At 42.2% G+C, this 26,865-nt stretch carries 21 protein-coding genes; 4 read left to right on the forward strand and 17 right to left on the reverse strand.

Annotated features, from left to right (window positions below):
* Window positions 1-17: 17 nt before the first annotated feature.
* Together PGLA_RS21135 and PGLA_RS21140 are read right to left on the reverse strand one after the other, a co-directional pair.
* Window positions 18-785, reverse strand: a complete 768-nt coding sequence (locus PGLA_RS21135; protein ID WP_161487976.1) for an ABC transporter permease — start codon at window positions 783-785, stop codon at window positions 18-20.
* Window positions 786-811: 26 nt separating this feature from the next.
* Window positions 812-1,837: an ABC transporter ATP-binding protein gene (locus PGLA_RS21140; RefSeq protein WP_068536708.1), complete on the reverse strand. Its 1,026-nt coding sequence runs from the start codon at window positions 1,835-1,837 to the stop codon at window positions 812-814.
* Window positions 1,838-2,122: 285 nt separating this feature from the next.
* Here PGLA_RS21140 and PGLA_RS21145 point away from each other — a divergent pair, with 285 nt between their 5' ends.
* Entirely contained in the window at window positions 2,123-2,602 is a 480-nt protein-coding gene (locus PGLA_RS21145; RefSeq protein WP_068536711.1) for a hypothetical protein, read from the forward strand.
* Entirely contained in the window at window positions 2,571-2,714 is a 144-nt protein-coding gene (locus PGLA_RS28660; protein ID WP_211269599.1) for a hypothetical protein, read from the forward strand. The genes PGLA_RS21145 and PGLA_RS28660 overlap by 32 nt, the downstream gene beginning before the upstream one ends.
* Before the next feature lie 72 nt (window positions 2,715-2,786).
* On the opposite strand, the gene PGLA_RS21150 is transcribed toward PGLA_RS28660, so the two are convergent.
* The 5 genes from PGLA_RS21150 to PGLA_RS21170 all read right to left on the reverse strand — a co-directional run bounded on the left by PGLA_RS21150 (window position 2,787) and on the right by PGLA_RS21170 (window position 12,285).
* Complete coding sequence (locus PGLA_RS21150) at window positions 2,787-7,319, reverse strand: DUF2252 family protein (protein WP_068536714.1); 4,533 nt, start codon at window positions 7,317-7,319, stop codon at window positions 2,787-2,789.
* Window positions 7,320-7,553: 234 nt separating this feature from the next.
* Window positions 7,554-8,432: an anti-sigma-V factor RsiV gene (gene rsiV / locus PGLA_RS21155; RefSeq protein WP_068536717.1), complete on the reverse strand. Its 879-nt coding sequence runs from the start codon at window positions 8,430-8,432 to the stop codon at window positions 7,554-7,556.
* A gap of 1 nt (window position 8,433) precedes the next feature.
* Entirely contained in the window at window positions 8,434-8,940 is a 507-nt protein-coding gene (locus PGLA_RS21160; protein ID WP_068536720.1) for an RNA polymerase sigma factor SigV, read from the reverse strand.
* A 61-nt stretch (window positions 8,941-9,001) separates the two neighbouring features.
* Window positions 9,002-10,939, reverse strand: a complete 1,938-nt coding sequence (locus tag PGLA_RS21165) for an acyltransferase family protein (protein ID WP_425415411.1) — start codon at window positions 10,937-10,939, stop codon at window positions 9,002-9,004.
* 221 nt (window positions 10,940-11,160) lie between these two features.
* Entirely contained in the window at window positions 11,161-12,285 is a 1,125-nt protein-coding gene (locus PGLA_RS21170) for a stalk domain-containing protein (RefSeq protein ID WP_068536723.1), read from the reverse strand.
* A gap of 218 nt (window positions 12,286-12,503) precedes the next feature.
* Between PGLA_RS21170 and PGLA_RS21175 the strand changes: the two genes are divergently transcribed.
* The gene (locus PGLA_RS21175) at window positions 12,504-13,286 is read left to right on the forward strand and encodes a Cof-type HAD-IIB family hydrolase (RefSeq protein WP_068536725.1); all 783 of its coding nucleotides are present in this window, start codon (window positions 12,504-12,506) and stop codon (window positions 13,284-13,286) included.
* 199 nt (window positions 13,287-13,485) lie between these two features.
* Here the strand turns inward: PGLA_RS21175 and PGLA_RS21180 are convergent, their stop codons facing one another.
* Both PGLA_RS21180 and PGLA_RS21185 read right to left on the reverse strand, forming a co-directional pair.
* On the reverse strand, window positions 13,486-14,388 hold the full coding sequence (locus PGLA_RS21180; RefSeq protein ID WP_068536726.1) for a phosphotransferase: 903 nt from the start codon (window positions 14,386-14,388) through the stop codon (window positions 13,486-13,488).
* Window positions 14,389-14,403: 15 nt separating this feature from the next.
* Window positions 14,404-15,429, reverse strand: coding sequence for a phosphotransferase (locus PGLA_RS21185; RefSeq protein ID WP_068536728.1), 1,026 nt, complete (start codon window positions 15,427-15,429; stop codon window positions 14,404-14,406).
* 272 nt (window positions 15,430-15,701) lie between these two features.
* Here PGLA_RS21185 and PGLA_RS21190 point away from each other — a divergent pair, with 272 nt between their 5' ends.
* Window positions 15,702-17,144, forward strand: coding sequence for a M14 family zinc carboxypeptidase (locus PGLA_RS21190; protein ID WP_068536729.1), 1,443 nt, complete (start codon window positions 15,702-15,704; stop codon window positions 17,142-17,144).
* Window positions 17,145-17,269: 125 nt separating this feature from the next.
* Here PGLA_RS21190 and PGLA_RS21195 read toward each other — a convergent pair whose 3' ends face one another.
* The 8 genes from PGLA_RS21195 to PGLA_RS21230 all read right to left on the reverse strand — a co-directional run bounded on the left by PGLA_RS21195 (window position 17,270) and on the right by PGLA_RS21230 (window position 26,843).
* Window positions 17,270-17,971, reverse strand: coding sequence for a DsbA family protein (locus PGLA_RS21195; RefSeq protein ID WP_068536732.1), 702 nt, complete (start codon window positions 17,969-17,971; stop codon window positions 17,270-17,272).
* 412 nt (window positions 17,972-18,383) lie between these two features.
* Window positions 18,384-19,130: a nucleoside phosphorylase gene (locus PGLA_RS21200; RefSeq protein ID WP_068536735.1), complete on the reverse strand. Its 747-nt coding sequence runs from the start codon at window positions 19,128-19,130 to the stop codon at window positions 18,384-18,386.
* 1 nt (window position 19,131) lies between these two features.
* Window positions 19,132-19,809: a sulfite oxidase-like oxidoreductase gene (locus tag PGLA_RS21205; RefSeq protein ID WP_068536737.1), complete on the reverse strand. Its 678-nt coding sequence runs from the start codon at window positions 19,807-19,809 to the stop codon at window positions 19,132-19,134.
* Between the two features lie 27 nt (window positions 19,810-19,836).
* Complete coding sequence (locus PGLA_RS21210; protein ID WP_068536739.1) at window positions 19,837-20,760, reverse strand: ABC transporter permease; 924 nt, start codon at window positions 20,758-20,760, stop codon at window positions 19,837-19,839.
* Window positions 20,744-21,811: an ABC transporter permease gene (locus PGLA_RS21215; RefSeq protein WP_068536741.1), complete on the reverse strand. Its 1,068-nt coding sequence runs from the start codon at window positions 21,809-21,811 to the stop codon at window positions 20,744-20,746. The genes PGLA_RS21210 and PGLA_RS21215 overlap by 17 nt, the downstream gene beginning before the upstream one ends.
* On the reverse strand, window positions 21,808-23,307 hold the full coding sequence (locus PGLA_RS21220; protein WP_068536742.1) for an ABC transporter ATP-binding protein: 1,500 nt from the start codon (window positions 23,305-23,307) through the stop codon (window positions 21,808-21,810). The genes PGLA_RS21215 and PGLA_RS21220 overlap by 4 nt, the downstream gene beginning before the upstream one ends.
* A gap of 112 nt (window positions 23,308-23,419) precedes the next feature.
* Window positions 23,420-24,454, reverse strand: a complete 1,035-nt coding sequence (locus PGLA_RS21225; protein WP_068536744.1) for a BMP family lipoprotein — start codon at window positions 24,452-24,454, stop codon at window positions 23,420-23,422.
* A gap of 235 nt (window positions 24,455-24,689) precedes the next feature.
* Window positions 24,690-26,843, reverse strand: a complete 2,154-nt coding sequence (locus PGLA_RS21230; RefSeq protein WP_068536748.1) for a bifunctional 2',3'-cyclic-nucleotide 2'-phosphodiesterase/3'-nucleotidase — start codon at window positions 26,841-26,843, stop codon at window positions 24,690-24,692.
* Window positions 26,844-26,865 lie beyond the last annotated feature (22 nt).

Genomic DNA, 26,865 nt, shown 5'->3' on the forward strand with positions numbered 1-26,865 from the left:
CCCTCAGCTTTACTCCTTTAACCACCTTGTATTTCTAGCCGTTTGATAGCCCTCCACCAAAGTAACTTGGTAGCACACCATAGCAGCAACACCCACATACTTCCCTTACCCATCATCCAGATGATTTCACTTCCATCCATCTTCTCCATATATATGGCTGCAGGCACAAATCCTAAGAATTGAAACGGGAGCATATCAGCAATGAATTTCCACTCCGCTGAAAAGAACCATAATGGCAGAAATGATCCTGAGAACACGGTTATCAATGCCGTAATCATCCAATCCAAGGCGAATGTGGTTAGAAACCAGAACGACACCAGTGCTATAAGATAGCCCAGAAAAAAAGAAATAAGTAACGCCAGCAATAGACTTGCAACAAATGCAGCAATCGCATAAGGTTCTCTCGGGAAGCTAAGCCCGAATAACAGCCATGAAATGATTATCGTCGGAACCACGGTGAAGATGATTTGGAAGACAACATTTCCTAATTGATCAAAAAATAAGAGCAACGGATAACTGATCGGTTTCAATAAATCTGACGTAATATTTCCTGTCTTCAGCTTATCATCCACCACATAAATAACTTTGCTCATTAATATCATAGATACCGACATATTGATAAGCGAATACGTAATCATGGCTCCTATATCGATACCCTTTAAAGTACCTGTGCCGAGTAATGCCTTCCAAATCGAAATCTGAATGAACACGATTGAAATGTTGCCAAAGATTCGTAGCCAGACTTCTGAACGATATGCCGTATTGCGGGAAAATGCTTTACACATAATTGCGTAATGGGCTCTCATCATCATTAAATCACGCTCAATCTCTCTTGTTTGGTTAATTCGTTATTATTATCGTCTTCCAAACTTCGATAGTACCTTCGAATGATATCCTCAATATCTGAATCCTGTAGAATGAAGTCTTTAATGGGGTAACGCTTTGAGACGCTTTGGACAAAATCAATGGCCGAATCCAATCCTTTATCGATTTTAAACGTTTTTCTTATGCCTTGATCAGCAATGAGTTCTGCATTCTCTAATGCAACATACTCTCCAGGGTTAGATGCAAATTCAATCGTAATTATTTTGCCAGACGAAAGACTAGACTTTAAGTGATCCACGGTGCCATCAAAGATAAGCTCTCCTTTATTCACGATCAGCATTCTTGGGCATATTTCTTCGATATCCTTCAGATCATGAGAGGTTAATAGAATAGATACTTTACGTTCACGGTTCATTTGTTTGATGAAAGATCTAATGTTGTCCTTCGCGATTACATCCAAGCCTATCGTTGGCTCATCTAAAAATACGATATCTGGATTATGAAGAAGGGCAAGTCCTATCTCTGCTCTCATTCGCTGACCAAGGCTTAATTGTCTTACTGGCTGTGTAATGAATTCTTTTAAATTCAATAATTCCAAAAATATGTTCATATTCTTTCGATAGTCTATATCCTGAATATTATAAATACGTCTATGTAGCTCGAACGAATCTTCTACCGGAAGGTCCCACCACAGTTGACTCCGCTGACCGAATACAATACCGACCTTCTTGGCGATTTCCTTACGATGTTTGTGTGGAACAAGGTTATTGACTGTGATCGTTCCCGATGTCGGAACTAGAATGCCTGTGAGCATTTTAATCATCGTTGATTTCCCGGCTCCATTCGGTCCTAAATATCCGACGGCCTCACCTTTTTCTATTGAAAAGGAAATTTCATTAACTGCCTTAAGCAGTGTATGTTCTCTTGACAATAAATTCTTCATCGAGCCGATGATCCCAGGTGATCGTGTGAATTGCTTGTATTCTTTCGAGATACCTTCCACTTGAATCATGTGTACCACCCCTTATCTATACAGCACTCTTCGTTACTTTCGAGAAAGCGTTCTCATCCCTTCGAAGTTAATGATTCATATGCTAAAATAGGTACTCAAACCACCATACCAATTATTGTAAATCAAACTGCATTTCCCTGACAAGTTACCTAGACAACAAAAAATGATAGTTTTCAACACATTCAAATTCATGATTGTTGATTCTTCTTCCCTTGTCATGCCTACCGCGTTCATCGTACAATCAATCTATTCTATTTACATATACAACATAAAGGAGTTAACCATATGAGCTTCTTAAAAGGTCTTGGTCAAATCGCAGGTGAAGTAACAGGCAAGGTGATTGGTGGAAGCGTCCGTGTCGTTGGTGAGATCACTGGTAGTCCATTCGTGAAGGAAATCGGTGACAGTGTTGAGAAGGCTACGATTATAGCAGGAACAACCGTGGGGGACTTGGCAAGTGGTGTATATGACACGACAGCAGGTCTCATCACTAGTAATGAAGAACAATCCCGCAATGGGATGAAAGATATCGGTGGTGCCCTTTCTACAACCGCTAAAGGTGTTGTTGGTTCTGTGAAATACACCTATGCCAATGGTAAAGAAGTGGTAAAAGGCATATCCGAGGATGATTTCGAGAAAGTTAAAGACGGTGCCAAAGGTTTAGTAAAAGTGGCTGCGGTAGCAACCTTAGCTATTGGCGTATTGGACGTTGTGGATGGTGCAGATGGATTGGATGACACAACCTCATCAAGTGAGTGGCTATGAACGTGCTGATGGAACTTATGTAGACGATTACTACAGAGATGGTGATGGGAATACGCAAGTCGATAATCCCAATGGAGGCTACACGCAGAGTAATCCTGATTTCAAAGCTTAATTAAGTTCATGTTCTAACATGAAAACCCGCCTCCGTATAGATGGAGGCGGGTTTGTGTATTGCATACTTTATTTAGTTGATGAATTGGATCGCTTGTAGCAGTTGTTTAAACATGACGGCAGCTTGTGCCCGTGTAACAGCCGCCTTTGGTGAGAACGCGCCATTAGCATCTCCTTTAATAATACCCGCTTCACGGCAAGCTTCTACAGAAGCTTGCGCATAGGCGCTGATCTGACTAACGTCCTTGAATACAGATACAATCTCAGATCCTTGAGAAGGATGAAGCGGTCTCCCTGATAACTCGGCGGCTTTAACGATCATAACTGCCATTTGTTCGCGAGTAATCGCTTTGTCTGGATGAAATCCTCCGTCTGCGAATCCTGTGATAATACCCGCTTGATTCGCTGCTCCTACAGCCCCAGCATACCAAGCTGCTGCCGAAACATCCAAGAAGCTGCCTGATGACGCATTGTCTTTAAGTGCCATCGCGTTAGCGAGCATAACTGTGAACTCTGCTCTTGTCATCGATTTGTCTGGCGAGAACGTCTGAGTCGAAGTCCCTTGTATGATTCGTTTTCCAGCTAGCAATTCAATTTCAGCCTTTGCCCAATGCTTGGAGATATCTGTGAATGTCCGTGATTGTGTATGTGCCACCACGAATATGCTATTGCTCTGGCTATATATAGTTGCCTTACCACTTACGAATGTGGCTGGAATAACGGATACGCTTCCGTCTGCATTTAGTCTGACAACGACTAATTGGTTCACATTTTCATTCGATGCATATGGAATAACTCTGGGTACATACCGATTACCCAAATCAGTAATCTCAACTTTTTTCCCATTTGCTTCTGCTTGTATTGTAAATTCGATAGGAGCACTAATGGCGTTCAAACCAGCTGCTTTTAGACTCGCCTGAACGGCATTCCCCTTCTGTCCAGTCACTTGACTGATATGAATAGATATGGTGCTTGTTGCCGTTGGAACACCAATCTCCTTAGCCAACATTGTGAAATTGATCGCCTGAATTGGAAGGCTATAGCTACCTACTCCAGTATTAAAGGTCAACACTAACTTCGGCATCACTTTCGATGCTTGTTCCAACACAGCAAGTGGAAGTTGTATGTTGATGTCTTTGTTATTGTTATTAGGCGCATCGAACACTAAGTTCTGATCCTTTTGTCCACTAGCTTGAAGAGCAGCCACCGAAGACTGAAACTTCTCTGCGTTAATAACTACGTTACTGAGATTCAGTTCTTCCTTCGGTTTACTGGTCGTTGCTGAACCGGAGCCATTTGTTACATTGTTGCCGTTGTTGCCATTATTTCCTCCATTATTGCCATTTCCATCGCCATTGCCACCTTCTCCGGCTTGTCGTGTAACCGTGATGGTATATGTCTTGTTCGTCGTTTCATCCTGAGCCGTCACAACGACGTCGATCACATTAGCTCCAGTACTCAAGGCAATCGTCTTCGGAGTACCACTTGTATTAGTGACTCCCTTAATCTTGATTGTCGCCTTACTGTCTAATGCCGTTGCCGTCACATCAATCGATGCAACGTCTTTATTTACTGATGCGGTGTAGCTAAGTTTATTCTCATCAAATTCAGGTGATACGGCCCCACTAATTGTAAGTCCCTTCAAAACCGCCACATCGATTAATTTACCATCGATCATATCTTGCTTCATTAGCGAATAATCAGACTTGACCTGATTATAATAATCCTCACCAAGATTGAGTAGCTCCGTCTGGAAATTGTTCCACTTCTGATCATCCTTATAGACTTGATCTAATACGCTTCTTTCAAACGTATCATCCTTGGATTCAGCCGAGCGCGCGTGTGCAAATGCATACGCTTTAGAGATATAACTCACATAATCCACTAGATTTTCTTTGGTCTTGAATACACCCCCAGGTGCATCCTCATAATCACCTTTATATAGCGATATTTTATGAACAAAGAAAGAACGTGTTTCACTTTCAAAATAACCTAGGAATCCTTCTGCATCTAGTGACATTGTCTCATAAGCCGTCTTAACCTTAGCTCCGTCTCCCCCTGGAAAAGTACCATATGGGGTGGTTTGTGCCTCCACTGGATTATCAAACATGTCCGGTTGGAATGCTTGTTTCACATCCAGAATAATATCATCATCATGACTCGCCGTCGGTCCTTCAATCAGTACATTGTACCTCAGGGAACCAATACTACCAAGACCCTGATAGATACGAACAGCAACATCTTTTATCGTGAAATAATTAGCGTTCTCCGCCAGTCTAGCATTAGCGAAATCCTGCGTTATTGTACCGACATACTGTTGCCAATTCAATTCAACTTCTGCTCTTTCAGTAGCCGTAGGCAGGCGATACTTATCCGCTTTACCAGCTACGTTAAGAACGCCTGTCGAATGTTTCTTATCCGAAGTCGGTACCGTCCACTTGATTAAATGATCCAGTTGTGTCTTCTTCTCAAGCTTAACCATCAATGTTTTGGTGAAGCCGTCGCTCACGGTATTCATATCTAATTTCGATGCCGCAGTATTCTTATTGTTGTTACCAACCAATGATTCCAAAGACTTCATATACTGATCCAGCATCACTTTAGCCATGACCCTTATTTCAGCATCCGTTACCGCTAGATTCTCAGCGTCACGAGTCAAGTACAAGCTGGACGTCATTCGTAGCAAATCCAGATAAAAGGGTGCGATATACGCTCCATCGTAGTCATTTAGATCAAACACAATATTTCCGAATTTATCGTCGTAATATCCCACATTCGCAACATGGGCGTCTCCTTCGATCCACGTCTTCACGTTGGTAAGATCTTTCCAACTCTTCGGAAGAGAAATGACGCTTCCTAAATCCTGATAGTACATATAAGGGGTTCCTCTATAAAAAGCTGCTGAAGTACCAGCCATCCCGTTCACGCCATATTTATAACTTTTGTTATCTGTGTTGTTGTAGTATGCATTCGCTTCTTTAATTCGCTGTGTCAATGTTGCTTTCCTAACCTCATCAGCCTGCACTGGCTTCTTATAACGATCCAGTGTTATACCCTTAATCGGCTCGGAGTCAAGAGTTGCACCCGATGTAACTGCGGAAGCTTTCACCGTAACGGTTAACGGTATAGACTCACTCACGGGTGAGCCCGTTGTACCGCTTATTGTAAAAGTTAACGTGTTGGATAAGGCCTCTCCAGTAGCTTGAATAGACAATCCGCTTGGTAGCCCCGTTATTGTATAATCTGCATCAGTAAGAGGTCCCGCCTTCACCGTTCCCGTAGTTAAATGGATAGAGAATGATCCAGTAGCCTTTGAAGGCTCCGTCATGCTTAGTGTATTCGATAATACCTCCCCCTTCACTTTGGGCGTATTATTATTTAGCGTGATACCACTTACAATCTTCGAATCATCATAAGCTCCGGAAATAACCGCTGATTTCTTAATGATCACATTCAAAGGAACCTCTGATGTGACATCATCATTGGCTGTACCTCCAAGTGTAAATGTGATGGTATTGTTAATCGCATGTCCGACCGCTTCTGTTACATGAATTCCTGTTGGTAGTCCTGTAACCGTATAGTCATTTGATAATAATGTACCATCCTTGACTGTACCAGTCGTCATCACTACAGCAAACTGATTGTCAGTTGCGCTTAACTCCCTCATTGTTTCCATCTGAACGCTATTGTTACTTATGTCCGCACTGAGCGACAGTGGAGTAAGATACGAAGCATTTCGAGGCACTGTTAAGGTCGCTAATTTCGCTTCCTCAAAATCATTGCCATTATCCTGACTATTCCAACCATTTCCATAGAATTCTCCTGCATTCTTCACCAGTGCGCTCACTTTGGTCATGTTGCTCGGATCTAACGCGTAACGTACGATTGCTTTTTGAGCCGAGTTCGCAGGGGCTGCCTTAGAGCCATAAAAGCTCTTTGCCCCGCCATATCCTACAAAGTCGACAAGTGATGTCACTAGATCTGGTTGGGTTGGATTGTTAACATCTAATCCAGTAGTACTAGAGACTAGTGCGACTTTACCGTCTTTATTACTCATTTCAATCGCTCCCACAACATCTGGAGATGGTAATGTCGGACGTTGCAGTGATGAATCCAACTCCGCCTCCTGAATTAAATAATACCCTCTAGCAGGTATCATTCCTGACAGCGGCGTAACATCCCACGAATTACTGTCTGAACTGCTTGTACTTGCAGCATATTGTACGGACCAGTCCTTCAAATCTACTGCTGCATCCGTTGGATTATATAGCTCGATGAAATCATGCTGGTAGAGTGCATCCTTATTCTGACTCCCACCACCAAATATCTTACTAATGACAATCGATTGGTTCAGACCATAATTGATGGGAAATTCATCAAGCAAATCTTGATCAAGATATGTAGCAGCTAGCACAGTAAGAGGGTCTTGTACTTGGTTGCCCTCACTTTTCAATAGGGGAGTCAGAACGACTTGATCCATATCCGTAGCCTTTACGAGCTTACTGTTGAATCCCAACATAGATGCAGATGGGTTTAAAATGACGGCTATCGTAAGCACCAATGTTATTTTCTTTATCCACGATCTTTTACGTCCTAGGTATGACATACTAAACCTCCAAATGTTATATTAAATCTAATTTTATGTTAGAAGTGTATTCGGAAGATTTGCGTATTGTAAAATCTATTACAACTACACATAGAAATGTAAGAAAGTGATAAGAAGATATGAAAAAAGAAAAAGGGGAAGAACGCAGCTTAGCGCTCTGCTTCCCTTCCCTTACTTACTCGCATGATGATTATCAGTTGATATCATACACTTAATATAACTACCACTTAAAGATCAATTAATATACGTATTGCTAACCAGAGCATCAGCAATGACATCTGTTGGAATGACGAATTCTACAACACCCATATAGCCCGGAGCTACATCATATTTATTAAAAGATATAACCAATTGACCTTGATCGTTGATGTAGAAATCTTGATCTTTATTTATATGCTCAAACTCATCGACCAGACCATCATCTGGTTCTTCCGTTGAAACCCAATAGAACTGATTCTCATCTGCTTTCATTTGTGCTCGCATCTGATCTTTAATATTCTCACTTATGATGCTGATGTATCGATCATCCTTGAATAACATAGGTAGACTCAGTAATATTTGATTCTTCTTGTCTATCGTATCGTGCTTCATCGTTGTTGACGATGAAGCTACGGTATTTACTACGTATCTACCGATTGCCAGTATATCATCGTTGTCTGTCTTCACTTCGAACCCTGTATCTACCCCTAAATGACCATCTCCTGATTTCTTCATAGATTCCATCTCAGCCTGAAACTCATCATATAACTTTTTGTTTTCTTCAAGATATCTTTCATTCAGATCAGATTCCAACTCTTTATTATCGAGGTTGGTAATCATCGGTACCTTGATGTCTGCATTATAGGTCTGTTCATCCACTTTATATTCTCTAAACGTCAGCACCTTAACAATACTGTCTACGCCAGGTATGGTGGAAAGGGCATTAGCAATGTTTGCATTGGCATTAATCCCAATCACGAAAAATATGGCTGCCGCACTGACGCCAGATATCCAATTGTAACGAATCCTGCGGTTCTTCCTTTTCTTTAAAGCATTGCCTACGATGAGATCCAATTCATCAGGAATAGGGACTTGTTTATAATCCTCTATTAATTTGTTCATCTTGTTATCCATTCTAATTCATCTCCTTTGAGGACTCTTCCATCAGTGTGACTCTTAATAACTGGAGTGCCTGATATAGCCTCGTCTTTACTGTATTTACGTTCTCATTTAAAATCTCTGCCACTTCCTCGATCTTCAAATCTTCGAAATATCTAAGTACGATGACATTTCGATACTTAAGAGGCAGCTCTTCAAGCGTTCTTTCTAAATCAATATCTGGATATACGTCTTCCACACCAGAACTGTAAAATTCGAGCGCTTCTTCATCTACTAGTTGAACCCTTTTATGCTTCCTCAGGAAATCCAAAGAGGTATTCACTACAATTCTAAACAACCAACTCTTTACGGATTCAGGATTCTTCAGTAATCCTATAGATGTGAGAGCTTTATAAATAGATTCTTGCACAATATCTAATGCATCTTCTTTATTCTTTACATAGCTGTAAGCTAAACGGTATATGTTCTCTTTGTTATCCGTTATACAACGGGTAAGTAGCTTCTCTATATTCCTCTTGGTCATGATCGAAATACCCTTCTTTTCTATAATGCATATTCTTGTATGATTAATAATTTACGTTCCCTCATCGCTTCTCCTCTTGTATAACTTTAGCTACGAGTGATGCATAGAACTTCGCTCCCTCTCGTCGGAGATGAACGCCATCATCATAGAAGTAAGAATTGTGGCCTTCGCTTGAAGAATGCCAGTCTACAATCATAGCATTGGGGAATTCTGCAGCTACTTTTGTAAGCAATGAGTTCACGGTATCTTGCCATTTTCTCGGAACACGAGTATTCACCAATACAATTTTCTGAACATCATCAAGTGAGCCAAGTAATTGTCGTAATTGTTTGGAGTTGAACGACCCATTCGTACCTAGATTAATGATCACCCGACTACCAAGTTTCCCATTAGCCCTAAGTTTATCGACCACTTCCTGTGCCTGTGACATCTGTCTGCCGACCTTACCGTCGATCACAATGCCTGGGAGCATTTCTTGCAGATAAGGAGCAGCGTCAAGAATAACGGAATCTCCTATCGCTGTTACTCCCTTTCCTGTTTCTTTTGTTTCTTTCAACTGAGCCTGGACTTCAGACTTCTTCGGCGGATCGACTATTTCAGGGGTTTCAGGTTTCTCGGCTATGACAGGTTTGACGGATGGTTTCGCCGTTACCTCAATGACTGTCGAATCGTCCTTGTCTTTAGGATCCACTGGAGTAACCATAGGTTCAAACTTATCGTTTATAGCACTATGATCCGTACTCGCATCCACTGAAGCACTTTCCTCCACGGTGCTATTACAAGAAATAAACAATACAACTAATGGGACCCATATCATCATGAAGACAGGTCGAATATTCACACGTAGACGTGTGCTTAATTTCTGCCGTAATCTTCTTAACAGTCCGTGTCGAATCGGTTCTTCAATGAACTTCCATGATAGTGCGGCTAGTAGAATACTAGCACCCAATTGAAGAAGAACACGGACGCCATCGAATCCACCGGTATCCACGGTAGGATTCGTTAGAATAATGACCGGATAATGCCATATGTAAATGCTATAGGACCGCACACCAATCCAACGCAAAGGCTTGCATCCCATAACTTTAGCTAGTCGGCTAGCTGGATGAGCGAGTACAGCGATGACAATCGCGGAGAGGATCGACAGAAGAACCAAACCACCATAATAAAGAAATTCTCCATACTCATTGGTCCGCCAAATCATCAGAATGATGACCAGTAGTCCGATTGCACCACTCAAATCAAGGATATTGCGAGACCTACGCGAAATTTCACGGGTCAAATTCTGACTTGGCCACGCGAAAGCGAGAGCGGCTCCAATCAGTAGAGCAAAGACCCTAGTATCGGTTCCGTAGTAGACCCGACTTGGGTCACTTCCCGGTTGATAGATCAACGCCATAGCAAGAGCTGAGATAAATGCCCCTGCGAGTGTCATCACAATGAGTTTACCTCGCTGCCGTGCTAAGCGTAACCCTACAATAATAACCAACGGCCAAATCAAGTAGAATTGTTCCTCAATGGCCAACGACCACAGATGTCCAATAGGAGAAGGCGGCCCAAAGCTCTCGAAATAGGATACGTTGTGAAAAATGAGCCACCAGTTGTTGAAGTATAACGTCACAGATATAAAGTCACCTTGTAATGCTGCCAGTCGGGAACGATCGAACAAAAGAAGCCACAGTGCGGTGAACGCAAGCATAACGAACATGGCTGGCAATAACCGGCGCGCTCGTCTCATCCAGAAATCTTTAAGATCAAGTCGTCTGTCCTTTTGCCATCTTGAGACGATTTGATCCGTGATGAGATATCCTGATAGAACAAAGAATATCCCGACACCCAAGAGCCCTCCTTGCGCCCATCCCAAGTCGAGATGATACGCGATGACTGCTATCACGGAGAGTGCCCGAAGTCCATCTAATCCCGGCATATAACGTCTGCTCGGAATGGAATTATCAGTCTTTTGTGTACCATTCTCATATGTAATCTTCATTTCTTTCATGGTAGTTCATTCCTTCGTCATCAGGTATCTTACGTTAGCAAGACGTGTGACTAATTAATAAAGTTCTGAATGACACATGGTAATAATAGGAATGATATCCGATCGATTGGAAATCGTTATCTACAATGATTTATGAATGAATAATGGCACTCTAGAACAAGAAAATAGTTCTGGAATGCCATCGGCCTTTCTCCTACTTATTTCTGTGCCATGTGAATGGCTTAAGCATCTCCGTTCTTAACTTCTACATGCATCATGTCGGACACAAATGTAATCGGCACATATAACGTACCATTCTTTATCATTGGAGCTGTGCCTAAAGCGACAGGTGTCATTTTGGCAAAGAAATACGAATCTTTACCTACGGTAACATTTGTCCAATGCGCACCCTTTTTCAATTCAGCAGAACGTGTCGCCTGATTCCACTTTATTTCATAACCTAAACCTTTCGCCACATCGCGTAAAGACACCATAGCGGTTCCTTTAGCATTCTTGAATGTAGCTGTTGTGTGTAAATCAAGCTGCGAGCTCACTTCTTGCGTAGGTACTACAGGTTTCGGATTTGGATTCAGATTGTCCGCAATGCTGAAATGGAATTCGGGATTCCCTGATGAGCCTGGTGCGATGCTATATTTGGGAAATAGAACGACTACCTCACCCTTTTCAATATAAAAACCTTGTTCTTCACTTATTCCTTTGAACTCCTCTTCGAAATAGTTCTCAGGATTCGCTTTGATCTTCGCAAATACACCAGCATTCACTTTTTCCTTAAAGTCGTCCCCCAACACATCCGACAAGGTAACCCGTTGAGCTTCTTCCTTATTAAATACATTGTATGTATCTACACGAGGCATACCGGTTCCACCTGTTGCTCCTTGAGAAGTAACGACGAGGGACATCAAATTAGAAGGGTTACCTGTTCCATTTTCTTTTAAGCTATACACAATGGTTAGCTCATAAGGGCGATACTCGTAACCAGCTTTCTTAGCCTCTACTGCCGCTTCATTTGCATCCTTTTCCCAAATCGCCAGGTCCTTCTGTGCGTGTGAAAGAATAATATCGTTCATCTGTTCCTGATACTTCTTATCCAACATACCCACGATCTGTGGCACCTTAATATTTGTAACTAAGTTCTTAGTGTTGGATGTAAGAATCACTTCTTTCACTTGGATCCTTGTGTTCATCGGTACAGCTGTTATCGGAGCACTAATGACTACCTTTGTCTTTGTATCTACTGCATCAGCGAATGCCATTCCAGTCATAGGTAGAACGCTAGCGCTCACCCCTATAATTGTTGCACAACTGACTACACCTAACTTCAACATGTTAAAAGGACTTTTGTTCATTGTATGTTCACTCTCCATCTAATGTATTAAGTGTGTTATTGCCTCACTTACTAGGTAGACGTATAGAGAGTCACAAAAAGTTTTAATATTTTTAAATTATTTATCCATTAAATATTTGACGAATTAAGCAACAGATAACTACCGATCTCATTCTTTGTTATAATGAAGACTACCTTTGTGAATGGTAACTATTATTTGTAGAAATTAGGTGTGAGCATATGAAGAATAAGAGCATTATTTTTTTCGATATCGATGGTACCCTTCTGGATGATAATAAAGAGCTTCCCAAGTCTGCTGAACAAGCGATATTTTCTCTAAAAGAACAGGGTCATGAAGTAGCAATCGCTACGGGCAGAGCCCCTTTTATGTTTGAAGACCTCCGTAAACAGCTTGATATTGATACCTATGTTAGTTATAACGGTCAATATGTCGTACTACGAGGAGAAGTCATTTATACAAATCCCCTTAACAGTGAGAGTCTGCACGATTTAACCCAAGAAGCGCTTCTTCATGATCATGCGATTGTCTACATGTGCCATGAAGATATGAGAGCCAATGTACCGAATGATGAGTACGTGGCCAAGACCATCAGCACTTTCAAAGCGACAGTTATCCCCTCCCATGATCCTTTGTATTATAAGGAACGGAATATCTATCAAGCTTTGCTGATGTGCCGACCAGAGGAAGAATGCTTCTATGAGAAACAATTTCATGCCTTTAATTTCGTGAGATGGCATCTTAATGCAGTTGACGTCGTTCCAGCCGGAGGATGCAAAGCTAAAGGTATCCGTTATATAACGGACAGGCTAGGTATTGCTACAGAACATCAATATGCTTTCGGGGATGCATTAAATGATGTAGAGATGTTATCTGCGATTCCTAATAGTGTAGCTATGGGAAATGGGATGCCTGAGGCGAAGCAAGCTGCGAAATATGTAACAAAATCCGTGGAGGAAGATGGTATTCTATACGGATTACGAATGCTCGGATTATTAAGTTAGAGACTGTGCCGTCCTTTGGATGCATAGCGGAGCAAGAAAGGCTACCCAATCCGTCACTTTTGACGATAAGTAGCCTTTTTGTTCATGCTAAATATGGACTGTTGAACAATCAAAAACCAACGAAGAAAAAAATTATCTTTTATAACCTTCTACTCCTCTTATTCGCACTGTATCTATGGATCTATGGATTGTCCAACCCTTATAACAAATGTTTCAATTCATTTCTATATTCTTTGATCCTATGGACTGTTGGAATCCTGATATGGTGTCGATTGTTTCGTTTATTCTGCTTCAGTGCCCTTAGGATAGGATAAGGAACCAGTAGCAACGTATGCAATACATGTAAATCTCCTTTACTTAATGGACGTTTACTGTCGTAGTACTCTATCCAGCGCAACATTTCATATCCATGCCAAGCCAAATTTCGATGCAAGATATGAGAAAAATCCTCCATACGCACATGTAAGGACGTATTATCAAAGTCAATCATATGCATAGATTCCGAGGTATCCAGAACGAGATTCGGATAATTATAATCCCCATGTACAAATGCCATTCGCACCTCTTCATCGGCAATAGCTTTCAAGACTGTGGCGTTGTCTAGATTATTCAAGGCCTCATTACAAATCGACGTCATTAACTTCATCTTCGGGTTGCCCTCAAGTAAGTTACGATCTGATGTAATATGTTCTTTCAGCTGGTTGTACCTAATTCTTTCTAAGGGAATATAAGGAGCATTAAAGCCATCCGCTATGGAATGAAATTTGGTAAGCAGTCGAATACCTTTTTTGAAGTGATAGCTTCTGTGAAATCGTGGATGTTCACCCTTGACCCAGTTCGTAAGCATGTAATGAACACCCTCTCTTGTAATCCAATAAGAGTGGCTTGATGTACAGAGTACCCTGGGGGAAAACCTAAAGCCATTTTGGGACAAATGAGCGAACACTTGTGTAATGAAATGCATTTCTGCTTCTGTAATATTGTAACTTTTCAAACATAGGACACCGTGACTTCGTGTAGATATTTGGTATACATCGCGAACTTTTACTTTTTTTATAATATGAATCCCATACTGTTGCTCAAGATCAGAAGTTAGACTCATCTCATATCACCTCATCTATATTTGATGTTCACTGGCACTAATTATGGATCCCTCTTTCGCCCATTCATCCAGATGACGTATGGCATCCAAACGATCGTACCAGGTTACTCCTAGTAGCTTAAGCCCCTGGTCGCTTCGACCTGAACCGATCTTTCGAGCTACATTCCAAGCTTCCCGTGGTAGTCGAAAAAGAGCGCTAATCAGTAATCGTTCAGGTGACTTGAAGGGTCTAACCTCTTCATACCCCTGTAAGAAGGCATCCATTAGAACAGGATTATAATAAGTTGTGTTTGAAAGAGTCTTTACAACTTCGTAATACTTTGAACCTGTTCTTAGGCAATCCCAATCAATGAGGAACAACCTCCCAGAATGAATCACAATATTAGGGATGGTAACATCACCATGAATCAATGCAGGGTGCCATCGCTCCTTCAATAGAATTCGTTTCACATCCGGATCATCAATAATTCTCCATGCTTCATGGGTCAAACGAACACAACTCTCCCCAAATCTATCGAACCATCGACTTGACGTTGTTTTCTTTTGTTGGAAGCCTTTCAATTGTCGGTGAAACAAATGACCTTGATGTTTAAAGTCCTTTATTCTCTGGTGTGTGTAGGCAGGTGTTGGAGTGTGTTGAACCTTACGAAGGTTGTGGAGATGAGCAAGAGCTCTTCCTAATGATTCATAGTCGTGAACATCATCCGTGATCTTTCGACCCGAGATCCATTCGGTCATATAGTACGGTCTTCCATGCCAGTTCACTGAATACTCTCCTGTTCTTGTCTTCAACCATCTTGGCGTATTTGGATATTTCGATGTCTTTAATTTACGGACATAAGAGAAGAATTTCTCTTGAGGTAATGTCTTACCAAGACTCCTTGTATTTAATTCTTTAACAAGAGATTTGCCTCTGTTCGTTGTTGCACAATAAACCGCGTTTTTTTTGTATAGCGAATCATGAGTAGAGATACGGATAAGATGTAATCCATATCGCCTCGTAATGAATTTGAATTTAGCCTTCTGATATCGATTCGGCACGACATGCTCCCCCCATATCAATTCAATAATGAAACTTATTGAACAGCTTATTCTTGCACCTCCTCTAAAGTGTCTATTTAAATAGCCAATTGTTGATTGGACTTTATAAAAAAGACGACTCTACATTCGAATTTTGAATGGTGAAGTCGTCTTTTTTGTATTTAACTATCTTTTTTGTCATTCAAGTAGTTCTTTTGGCATATAAAGAGGGTTACTATCGAACCATGTCGAATTTAGTTAATTCAACTTTTAAAACGATAGGAGAGTTCCGAATGTTTCGTTCTACTACTAATCTAGCTACTCATTGTACCCGCATTCAGTCAACCATTCTCGTATTATGTCTTCTCATTACCTCATTGATTCCAGCACCTTTCACCGCGTCGGCGGCCGCTTATCCTAGCAACATCGTAGTTCCTAAGCAAATCTATACATATGAAGTCATGACACGAAATATTCAAACACTAGCGACACAGTATCCTGATCTTATCCGATACAGCTCAGCCGGAAAAAGCGAATATAATCGCGATCTGTGGGTCATGGAGGTCGGTCATGGTCCGGTGAATGTACTACTGAACGGCTCTCATCATGCGCGGGAGTGGATATCTACTATACTCTTGATGGAGATGACGGAGAATATCGCCATTAGTTACCGCACCGACGCGAAGTGGGGGAATTACCAGATTCGCGATCTTCTGGATCATGTTACATTCCAGATCATTCCGATGGTTAACCCTGACGGCGTGACGCTACAACAAAAAGGACTTAGTGCTTTTCCTAAGCAAGACCATGCTGCGCTTCTGAAGATGAACGGAGGTAGCCACAACTTCAAACGCTGGAAAGCAAACGCCAAAGGCATCGATTTAAATCGATCGTATCCCGCTGACTGGGAGAATATCAAATATGCATCTCCCGCTCCCAATTACATGAATTACAAAGGGAAGAAGCCCCTTGCAGCCAAAGAAACACAAACGATGGTCCAACTAGCAACAGCATTGAAACCCGCAATAGCCGTTTCATATCATACGTCAGGTGAAATTCTGTATTGGAATTTCAAGACTCCTGCGAAAAATTTGAAACGTGATCAATCGTTTGCGAGAGCTTATGCGAATAAGACCGGCTACAACATGGTGAAACCGGTGGCTCAACCTTCCGGAGGAGGATTTACAGACTGGTTCATCGAGAATTTCGGACAGCCTGGTCTGACTCCCGAGCTTAGTCCGCACGTTGGAGAGCGGAATGTGCCTCTGTCACATTGGGACCGAATCTGGAAGCTACATAAGACTGACCCGTGGCTGATCGGCACCACAGCTGTACAAATTGAGACAGACAAGCTGCAAGCCAAGGAAGCAAGTGGCTGGATTGAATTGACGAAGACAACGACGTCCTACAAATGGCCTAAGTTGGACTCCCTAACGTCCGCCAAGCTACCTATCGGAAATTATGAGATCACTCGTTCCAAAGGTACCTGGTTGGAGATCAAATCCCTTGCCGGCCTTTGTTATTGGATATCAGATCTGAATGGCCGGAAGCTGTCCGCTGAAGAGGTAGCAGAACTTCTGAATCCTCCGAAGAAGCCTGAAGAAGTGACGGTCCCAGAAGAACCTGTTCCTCCTATCGTAAATCCAGAAATCCCTGATCAACCAAAGACCGAAGGCGAGAACCCTCCTGCTGAAGTTGAGGGTTCGGTACCCGTACCCGGGGATATAGGTACGTAACTAGCGTGTTGATTCATTTAATGACGTTCAATAAAAAGGCGACTTCACATTCGAATTTTGAATGTAAGTCGCCTTTTGAATTAGATACTGCGTGCCCATCATTTAACCGTCATATCATTGATTCCTTATTTCCCGCTAGCAACCTCGGCTTCAATCGCTGCCACTAATTCTTCGTATGAAGAACTAGGAAGTAACTTACCATTCACCATAAATTTAGGCGTACCATTTACTCCTAAAGAACCAGCAACTTTGTAGTCTTCTTTTACAGCTAAAGCATGTGTGTGATTGACCAGATCTTTCTTGAACTGATCGTAATCGATGCCTGTAATGTTATCCTTCACCAATTCAAGAAGAAATTTCTCATTTGCCCAGATTTGTGTCTCATCACCTTGGTTCTTAAATAGTAAGCTTTTATATTGCCAGAAAGCATCGTAATTCTGTGAAGCAATACTTTCTCCTGCAGCTGCAGCAAGAATGGAATCTCGATCAATAAAGGCGAAATTCATGAAATATAGATCAATCTTATTCGTATCTACAAATTCTGATTTTAATTTCTCGAAATAGGTTTCGTCCCAATTCTTACAAGCAGGGCATTTAAAATCAGCCAACTCCACTACCTGTATCCCTGTGGTTCCACTCCCTAAATGCGGTTGCTTACTATAATCAATCCCAGCAAGATTCATCTCTCCACGGATTTCTGTATAGTTCGGCAACCCTTCCAATGCTGTAGAACTCTGAGACTTGTTAACTACAGCGATCAATACTAACAATGCAATGAATACAGCAGCAAAAATAATAATCATATATTTAGATCCTGTTTTCTTCATATTATCCCCTCCCTAATCATATTAACAAAGTTCCCATCCCCTACAGATCAGATGTCTACTCTTATCATCCAGCCCCCCATTCATTCGAAACTATGAAGCTTCCACTTCATCTCAATTACTAAATATGTAATATAATTGAAAATATTATAACAGAATTGCGTTCTTTCATTCTATAAATATCGTCACAGTGTACGATAAATCCCACCCATTCAGAAGTATCTTAACAACAGGAGCAGATCAAGTAGAAACGGCTACGCTTCTCCAAGGACGGCACCCTTTTCAGCGGAAATATAAGGAATAGAGTATGAAGTGAAACTTATACTTTCTTATATTTATAAAAAGACGTCCCTCAAACAAATGAGAGACGCCTTTCTTAATGAACACTATTTCAAGTAGCTTGATGAAGGATCATCTACGCATGGGTAACTTGTGCATCTTCATGAGCAAGACTCACGATCGCACGAAGAGCAGATTGAATCTCCCGCTCTACTGCGTTAGCCACCGCATCGGTATGCGGATCATATACTTCTGAAAGTTCTGCATCGGCAAACCCATCAATCGCTAGGATTGCGCCTGCACGGGCACCACGAAGCGTACTCACGATGTACAATGCCGCGATTTCCATCTCAACCGCAACCGCCCCCGCCTGCTTGTACTGCTTATGAGGAATTTCAACCACACCAGTGAAGAAGGCATCCAGTGCTACCGTGATTCCCTTGGCAGTCACACCAGCTGTCGCATTTGCAGCTTCAAATAGTGCATTAACTACCTGACTATCGCCAACAGCTGGGAAACCTTCTGGTACTAACTGACGAGTAAGCCCCTCTGCACGAACTGCAGCGGTACTGACAACGAGGCTACCAGCCGGAATATCCTGTGAGTAAGAACCCGCTGTTCCTACTCGAATCAATGTGTTTACTCCTGCGCGTATGAGTTCCTCGAAACACACAGCCGCACCAGCGGAACCAACACCATGGCTAACGACGGCCAACTTAACGCCTTCATATTCGCCTGTAAATGTCCGGTATTCTCGGCTAAATGCAAGCTCTCTTGTTCCTTCTAATTTCCCAGCGATCATCTCAGCTCGCTTGGGATCACCACATACAATCGCGTACGGTGGAATATCCTCTGAATTCACTTGTAATATTGACATCAACATCTTAATCGAACTCCTTTCGTGTCCACTCATCTTCTGGAATAGGTATACTCTCACCTGAGAAACGTTGTTCTAAGAATGGATCTGCAGTATTATGAAATCCGTTTCTTTCCCAGAAGCCTTCGCGGTCTTCCTTCATAAATTCAATCCCTCGTATCCATTTCGCACTCTTCCAGAAATACAAGTGTGGAACAACGAGGCGTAGTGGCCATCCATGTTTCAACGTTAAAGGCTTACTATCAAAGTCAAAAGCGAGCAGAATATCTTCCCTCATCAAATCCTCTAAGGGAATATTTGTATCATAATCAGGATCAGCGTGAATCATTACGTACTTGGCTTCCGGATTTACCTTAATCTCTTTCAAGAAGTCCGTAAAAAGAACACCATCCCATGGTGCATCGAACTTAGACCAACGAGTCACACAGTGAATATCACAAACAACGCGTGATTGCTGCATATTCTTCAGTTCATCGTAAGTAAACGTTCTTTCTTCCTCAACTTCCCCGAACACTCGAAGATTCCAAGTTGCTAGATCATAGGCCGGCACCTCTCCCTCGTGCAGAATCGGGAACTTCTCCGTTAAGGACTGACCCGGAGGCAGTCGATGCTGTAGTGAACTATCTATGGGTTGCTGATTCTTCGGCGCTTTGGCCCCTTTCAGACGATCTGCCTTTCCATGCATAGGGGTTCCTCCTGGATCCTTCATATTTTAACGCGAACTTCCGCCCGCTTTGAGAGCATCTTGCATATAGCTACGATCTTTGAAGAAGAACATTGCAATAAGTGTTACGATATAAGGTAACATTTGTGTGAAATGCGATGGGATCGCAAGTCCTTGTAACCGAATACCGAATGCGTCCATAAATCCGAACAATAGACTTGAGGCCATCACGCCAAAAGGGTTAGCCTGTCCAAGCATCGTAGCAACAAGCGCTATGAATCCACGTCCAGCCGTCATTCCTTCTGTGAACATGGTAACTTGTCCAAGGGACAACTGTGCCCCTGCCAAACCACATAATACCCCACACGCAAGCACCGCACTGTACTGGTGCTTCCGCACCTTAATGCCGATACTCTTAGCTGCTACTGGATTCTCACCAACCGAACGTAGTCGGAAACCAGATACCGTCTTAAATAAATAGAATTGTAGCACGAACATCAGAATGAACGCTAAATATACAAGCGGACTTTGCCCAGAGATGACATCCCCAACCCATGGAATATCCTTGATCAAGGGAATTTCCCATTTCGGTAGACCCACCATTTCATTATCGTAATAAGCTCCCTTTACATTAAAAATTGCTCGTAATAGGAAGGTCGTCATACCTGTTGCTAGAAAGTTCAATGATATCCCAACGACAATGGGATTAGCATTTAAGTTAATGCTCAAATAACCGAAGATGAGTGAGAATAGCATCACACACAATACTGCGAACAATACAGCTAACCATACATTCCCGAAAAGATAATTACCGACGATTCCCGAGAATGCGCCCACAAGGACAAATCCTTCAAGTGCTACGTTAAACAGCCCTACTCTCGAACAAATTGCCCCGCCTAAAGCAGCTAACAGAATGGGAGTCACCACGCGTAGCGTGGAACTGAATAGAGCCGCATCAAGTAGTTGTTCCATTCGTTTTTTTCCCCTTTCTGCGTTTCCAGATTGCATACCCTATCTTTGCGGATACGAACAATGTTAATACCGCTTGGATAACACTTGCCACTTCCAATGGCACATCGGTATTACGTTCAACACCCATCGCTCCCGTCTGTAGTGCTGCGAGCAGAATCGCTGCCACTGCCGTGCCGATTGGATGTGAATTCGCAAGCAACGTTGCCATAATACCACTCCACGCATAGTTGGCTGAAGTCATCGATCCATCAAGGAACCGGTACTGTGTACCGAGCACCTCTCCCGCTCCTGCAAGACCTGCAAGTCCACCGCTTACAAGCATCGCAATCATCATCATTCTTCCCCGCTTTACTCCGCCATAAGAAGCAAATAAAGGATTATTACCTAACATCCTAATTTCATAACCCATGACCGTCTTCTTCATAAAGAAGTACAATAACACCGCAGCCACAATAGCAATAATAAACCCAGCATGAAGCCCCATGCCTTGAAACAACTTCGGTAGCCACACACTCTGGTCAATCATCGCAGACTGAGCCATAGCCGCAGAACCTGTCTTATCCATGAATGGATAAGCGACCATGTATCCTGCAAATAGCGTAGCAATATAATTCAATAATAACGTCGTTATTAGTAAGTTCATTCCGAACTTCGCATCAAGCCAACCTGCGAAGAAAGACCATAGTCCACCTGTTACGATACCAGCGATAATCGAGACAACTAAGACCAACCAACCTGGACCTGGTAAATATATCGCGGTAAGCGCCGCAGATAATCCTCCCAGAATCATCTGCCCATCGGCACCCATATTAAAGAATCCTGCTCGAAATGCGAGCGCAACTCCGAGACCAGCTAAGATAATGGGTGTAGCCCTAGCTAACGTATTCGTAGTGAAGTAGAAACTACCGAATGCGCCTTTCCACATTTCCATATAAGTCTCTGTTACAGATCCACCCACGACTAGAATGGCGATCGCCCCAGCAATTAGACCAATAATAACCGCTATTAATGGTTGTATTAGTCCACGTAGACTTTGTTTGATAATACTCATGTCTGTCGATTCCCCCCTGACATCAGCAGACTGATCTTCTCTTCAGTCGCATCCATTGCCGATATCTCTCCTGCAATTTCTCCTTCATACATCACGACAATCCGATCGGACAACTGAAGAATTTCAGTCAATTCCGAGGATACAAGTAGAACACCAACTCCAGCATCTCTCTTACGAATCAGCTCGGTATGAATGATCTCCATCGCTCCAATATCAACCCCACGGGTTGGTTCAGCCGCAATAAGTAAATGTGAATCATGTGCAAATTCACGTGCAGCAATCAGCTTTTGTAGATTACCACCTGATAAGTTCTGGACATTATTATCAACCGTGCCTGCTTTAATACCGAACTGCTTAATCCACTCAGTTACCTTGGTACGTGCCTCTTTCCCTTTAACTAAGCCTCTTCGTTTAAGCTTATGATGGTGTCCCATCAGTCCATTATCCAGTACCGTCGCATCCTTAGCCGCCCCCCAGAGGTAACGGTCTTCAGGAATATGAGCAAGTCCCTGTTCACGAATATCGCGAACATCCATCCCTTGGATATCAACTCCAGAGAGTTGAACCTTTCCTTCATCTATAGAGCGTAATCCTGAGATAGCCTGTATGAGTTCGGATTGACCATTCCCCGATATTCCAGCGATACCGACAACTTCACCCGCTCGAACCTCAAGATGGATATCCTTCAGAAGAGCTTTACCCTTGGGTCCACGAATGCCAAGGCCTTTGACCTCAAGGACAGCTTCACCAGGCTCTACATCCTTCTTCACGATGGAGACAAGCTCTCTTCCCACCATCAAGCGAGACAATTGCTCTACATCCGTATCTGACGCTGCAAGCGTTCCTGTTACTTGTCCATCACGCAATACGGTAATACGGTCCGATACCTCCATCACCTCATGAAGCTTATGGGTGATGATGATGAAACTCTTACCTTGAAGGGCAAGGGATTTAATATTTACAAGCAGTTCTTTAACTTCCAGTGGAGTCAAAGCCCCAGTTGGTTCATCCAAGATAATGATATCTGCACCCTGGTATAGTACCTTAAGGATCTCAACTCGTTGTTGCATGCCCATTGGACATTCTGATACGACAGCCCACGGATCGACCGGCATCCCATATTTCTCTCCTAGCTCCTCTACAAGAGCAGCTGCCTTGTTACGGTCAAATACGCCACCTACAGTAGGCTCTCGACCGATCACGATATTCTCTGCAACTGTGAAAGAAGGAAATAGCATGAAATGCTGATGCACCATTCCAATTCCGCTCGCCATGGCACTTGCAGGATTATCGAAGGATACGTTATTCCCCTTCACCTGTACCGATCCAGATGATGGCTGCTCCATCCCGTACAGAATACGCATTAGCGTCGTTTTACCTGCGCCATTCTCGCCAACTAGTGCATGTACTTCACCTTCACCCAGATCGAAGTTCACAGCCTGATTAGCGGTAACATTACCATAATGCTTCGTTATGTTCTTCATCTGCAACAGCATAACCGTGCTCCCCCTTCTATCCCCGCTTGTTCATATCAATCATATTGACACCAAAACCGGCCCCCTACTGGCAGCCGGTAATGAATTCCCATCCTTACATTTCTGCTATCTACTATGGTTGCAACGGATTCGTAACTGTAATTGTACCTGCTACAATATCGTCTTTAATTTTCTTCACCTGATCGATAACTTCTTGACCAATAAACGGACTAAGTGGAGACACGCTCTCACGAGTTACAAATGTCAAACCAACACCGTCTTCTTTCAAGCCATAGTTCACTGCACCATATTCGAAATTATCATTCACGAAATCTTTTACTGTCTCGTAAGTCACGGTATCCGTTGATTTCAACAGTGACATCACGATGTGCTCTGGATCAATCACGGTACGGTCCACATCTACTCCTGAAGTATAGAAGCCTTTTTCTTTCGCAGCTTCGAATACACCAAGGTCTCCTGTTGCTGCTGCGCCTGCGATGAAATCAGCTCCATTACCGAACTGTACCAACGCCAATTCCTTCGCTTTAGCTGGATCGTTAAATCCCCCTACATAGCTCACAAGAAATTCAGCATTTGGATTGGTTGTTTTCAATCCTTCTCTGAACCCTTCTGTATACTTCTTAATCAAAGGAATATCTACTGCTGCGACCATACCTACTTTATTTGTCTTGGTAGATAGCCCAGCTGTTGCCCCAAGTAAATAAGAAGCTTCATATTCTTTAAAACCAACACTGCGAACATTAGGTAGATCTACAATCGTATCAACAATTGCAAATGGTTTATTTGGATTCTCTGCAGCGACCTTCTTCAAAGCATCTTCTGCTTGGAACGTTGCTGTAATAATCAAATCATAGTTCTCAGCGACAGTTGCACGCAGGTTTTGTTCAAATGCAGCAGGATCACTTGATTCGATCGTTTTCACTTCAGCACCGAATTCTGCACCAGCCTTTTTGAACCCTTCATCCATTTGAACGAAAAATGGATTAACTCCTATTTTTTCAGGTAACACCAAAGCAATCTTTTTCCCTTTTGCCTGAGTTTCCGGTTTTTCACTTGATTGTTCGTCTTTTGATCCATTATCCCCACAAGCAGCTAACATAATTGCCAACAAAACGATAGATAATACGAACGATAAACTTCTTTTCATATGAAATAGTCCCCTTTTAGCTGTTTGAGTTCATCCTATAAGATCGGTCGATATTTGTCAACAAAAAATGAAATTAGTCGAACCCTGCAATCATAATGTTGTTCGGATTTATACGAGTGTCCTGACCACACAAAAAAAGCATGTAATCCAGTATCTTATGATACTAGGGCTACATGCTTCTCTTTTCCATTAGAATGGATTCTATCCGTTATACATTATTAATTCAATCTAAGTCCTACAAGGACTTAAGCATCTCTTTTAGTAGATTCACTAATTTATCTGTTTGTGCAGAAGAGTCTACTGGAGTAGCTGGTACTGTAGATTCATCTGGTGTACTTGGTGTTGTCGGTGTAGTGCTTGTCTTGCTCAAATCAATAGAGAAGATTCCAAATCCTTTGTCATCTGTTTTATTCAAATATTTGATGTTAGTTGTCAACTTAGCAAATGCTTCCGCTTTTGGAGAAGAAGTAAACGTAACCTTCACATCACCGTTAATTGGTGCGATCGACCAGTTGTTATCAATAGAAGGGTTAATCTCTTTATTCGCTGAAATATAATCCATCAGAATCTGACGATTCTCATCTGGACTATCAATGATATAAGTACTTCCTTTGACACCAGGGAAGTTACCGCCACCGCTTGCACGGTAGTTGTTCGTAATAATAACGAATTCTTGATCCGGATTCACAGCTTTACCTTCGTATTGAAGGTTCATGATACGATTAGATGTAGCTGCATTCACAGTTCCATCTGCTGTGTATTTAGCTGGTTGTGTGACATCCACTTGATAAGTTACCCCATCAATAACGTCGAAATTGTACACAGCGAATGCAGAATTCAATAATGGCTGTTCCTCTTTGCTGGTTGGATCGATCTGATTGAATTTGCCTGCTGACATTTCCAACCATTCCTTAACAACCGAACCTTTTACAAGAATAGCTTTAAGCGTATTGTCATACAAGTAAAGATCGCCTGCACTCTTAATCGCTAATGGACCTTTTGCAATATCAGTGTACTCTTCTACACCATTACGTCCCGCTTTAAAAGGAGCTCCAACGGATAAGATTGGTGTTTGCGCGTATTTAGGAAGGTTCTTCTTAATATAGTCACTTACGTAATCTTTCTGAGCATTCGTCACAATCTGAACGGAAGGATCATCTTGTACAAGTGCAAAATAACTATGAATAGGTGAAGCCGTCGTACCAATTGGACTGTTCGCGTATTTAATCGTTGCTTCGTGATCCTCAGTTATTACATCTAGAATCGCTTGATCTGGTTCTACCGTCGATTTCTTAGCTACAGCATCATAAATAGCTCTAGTTGAAGATTGTGTAGATTTGACAGCCCATTTGCCTTCTTGTTTCTCAAGTGATAGATCGATAAGGCCTAGGTTAGCACCACCGTATCCTGCTTGAACGGCTGCAACACCGTTTATTGTTCCCTTGGCATTATCTACACCAGGGTACAATTTACCTGTGCTATCTTTGAAAAGGTTGTCCAAAGCCTTCTCACTTACAGCAGGGAATACTTTATGCGTATGCGAGAACGTAATGGCATCAATTCCAGGAACTTTACTTAAAGGTAGAATTGCATCTTCTGCATTTACGCTCGCTTGCGCATTACCATTAAATCCTGAGTGAGACATTACGATAATAAGATCTGCACCCTTCGCCTTCATCTCAGGCACGAATTTCTCTGCCGTAGCTACGATGTCTTTGGTAATAACTTTGCCTTCAAGACTAGCTTTATCCCATTCCGTGATTTGCGGAGTCACTAGACCTAACACACCGAGTTTTAGCGTCTGCTCTTTGCCTGCTTCATCTGTAAATGTTTTGGTAAGAATCTGATAAGGCTTGTACCGATTCACATCATTATCTGGATTCTTATCTTTATCGTCCACGAATACGTTAGCATTAACATAAGGGAAGTTAGCTCCCTTGATCGCATTATCTAAGTAATCCAGACCATAGTTAAATTCATGGTTACCGAATGTTGCTATGTCGTATCCCATAAGATTCATAGCTTTATATACCGTGTGAACTTCACCTTTCTTAATTGGAGCTATAAGTGCTTTGTAAGTTCCAAGCGGAGTTCCTTGAATTAAGTCCCCATTATCTACTAAAAGTGTGTTAGGATTCTCTTTCCGTGCTTCTTTAACGATTGTTGCCGTTCGTGCAAGTCCTACTGTAGGGGCAACAGCACTTTTATAATAATCATAAGACATCATATTTGTGTGAATGTCTGTTGTCTCCATAATTCTTAACTTAAGAGACGAGTTGTCTGATTCCGCTGCGGAAACAAAAGTACCTCCGATAGGTACTAGCAACACACTTAAAGCTAAAGACGATGCTACCATTTGGTGAACTTTATTTTTCAAAATCTTTTTCATCAACTATTCCATTCCCCTCAAT

It is taken from the genome of Paenibacillus glacialis, from assembly GCF_001637205.1.
GTDB lineage: Bacteria > Bacillota > Bacilli > Paenibacillales > Paenibacillaceae > Paenibacillus_AQ > Paenibacillus_AQ glacialis.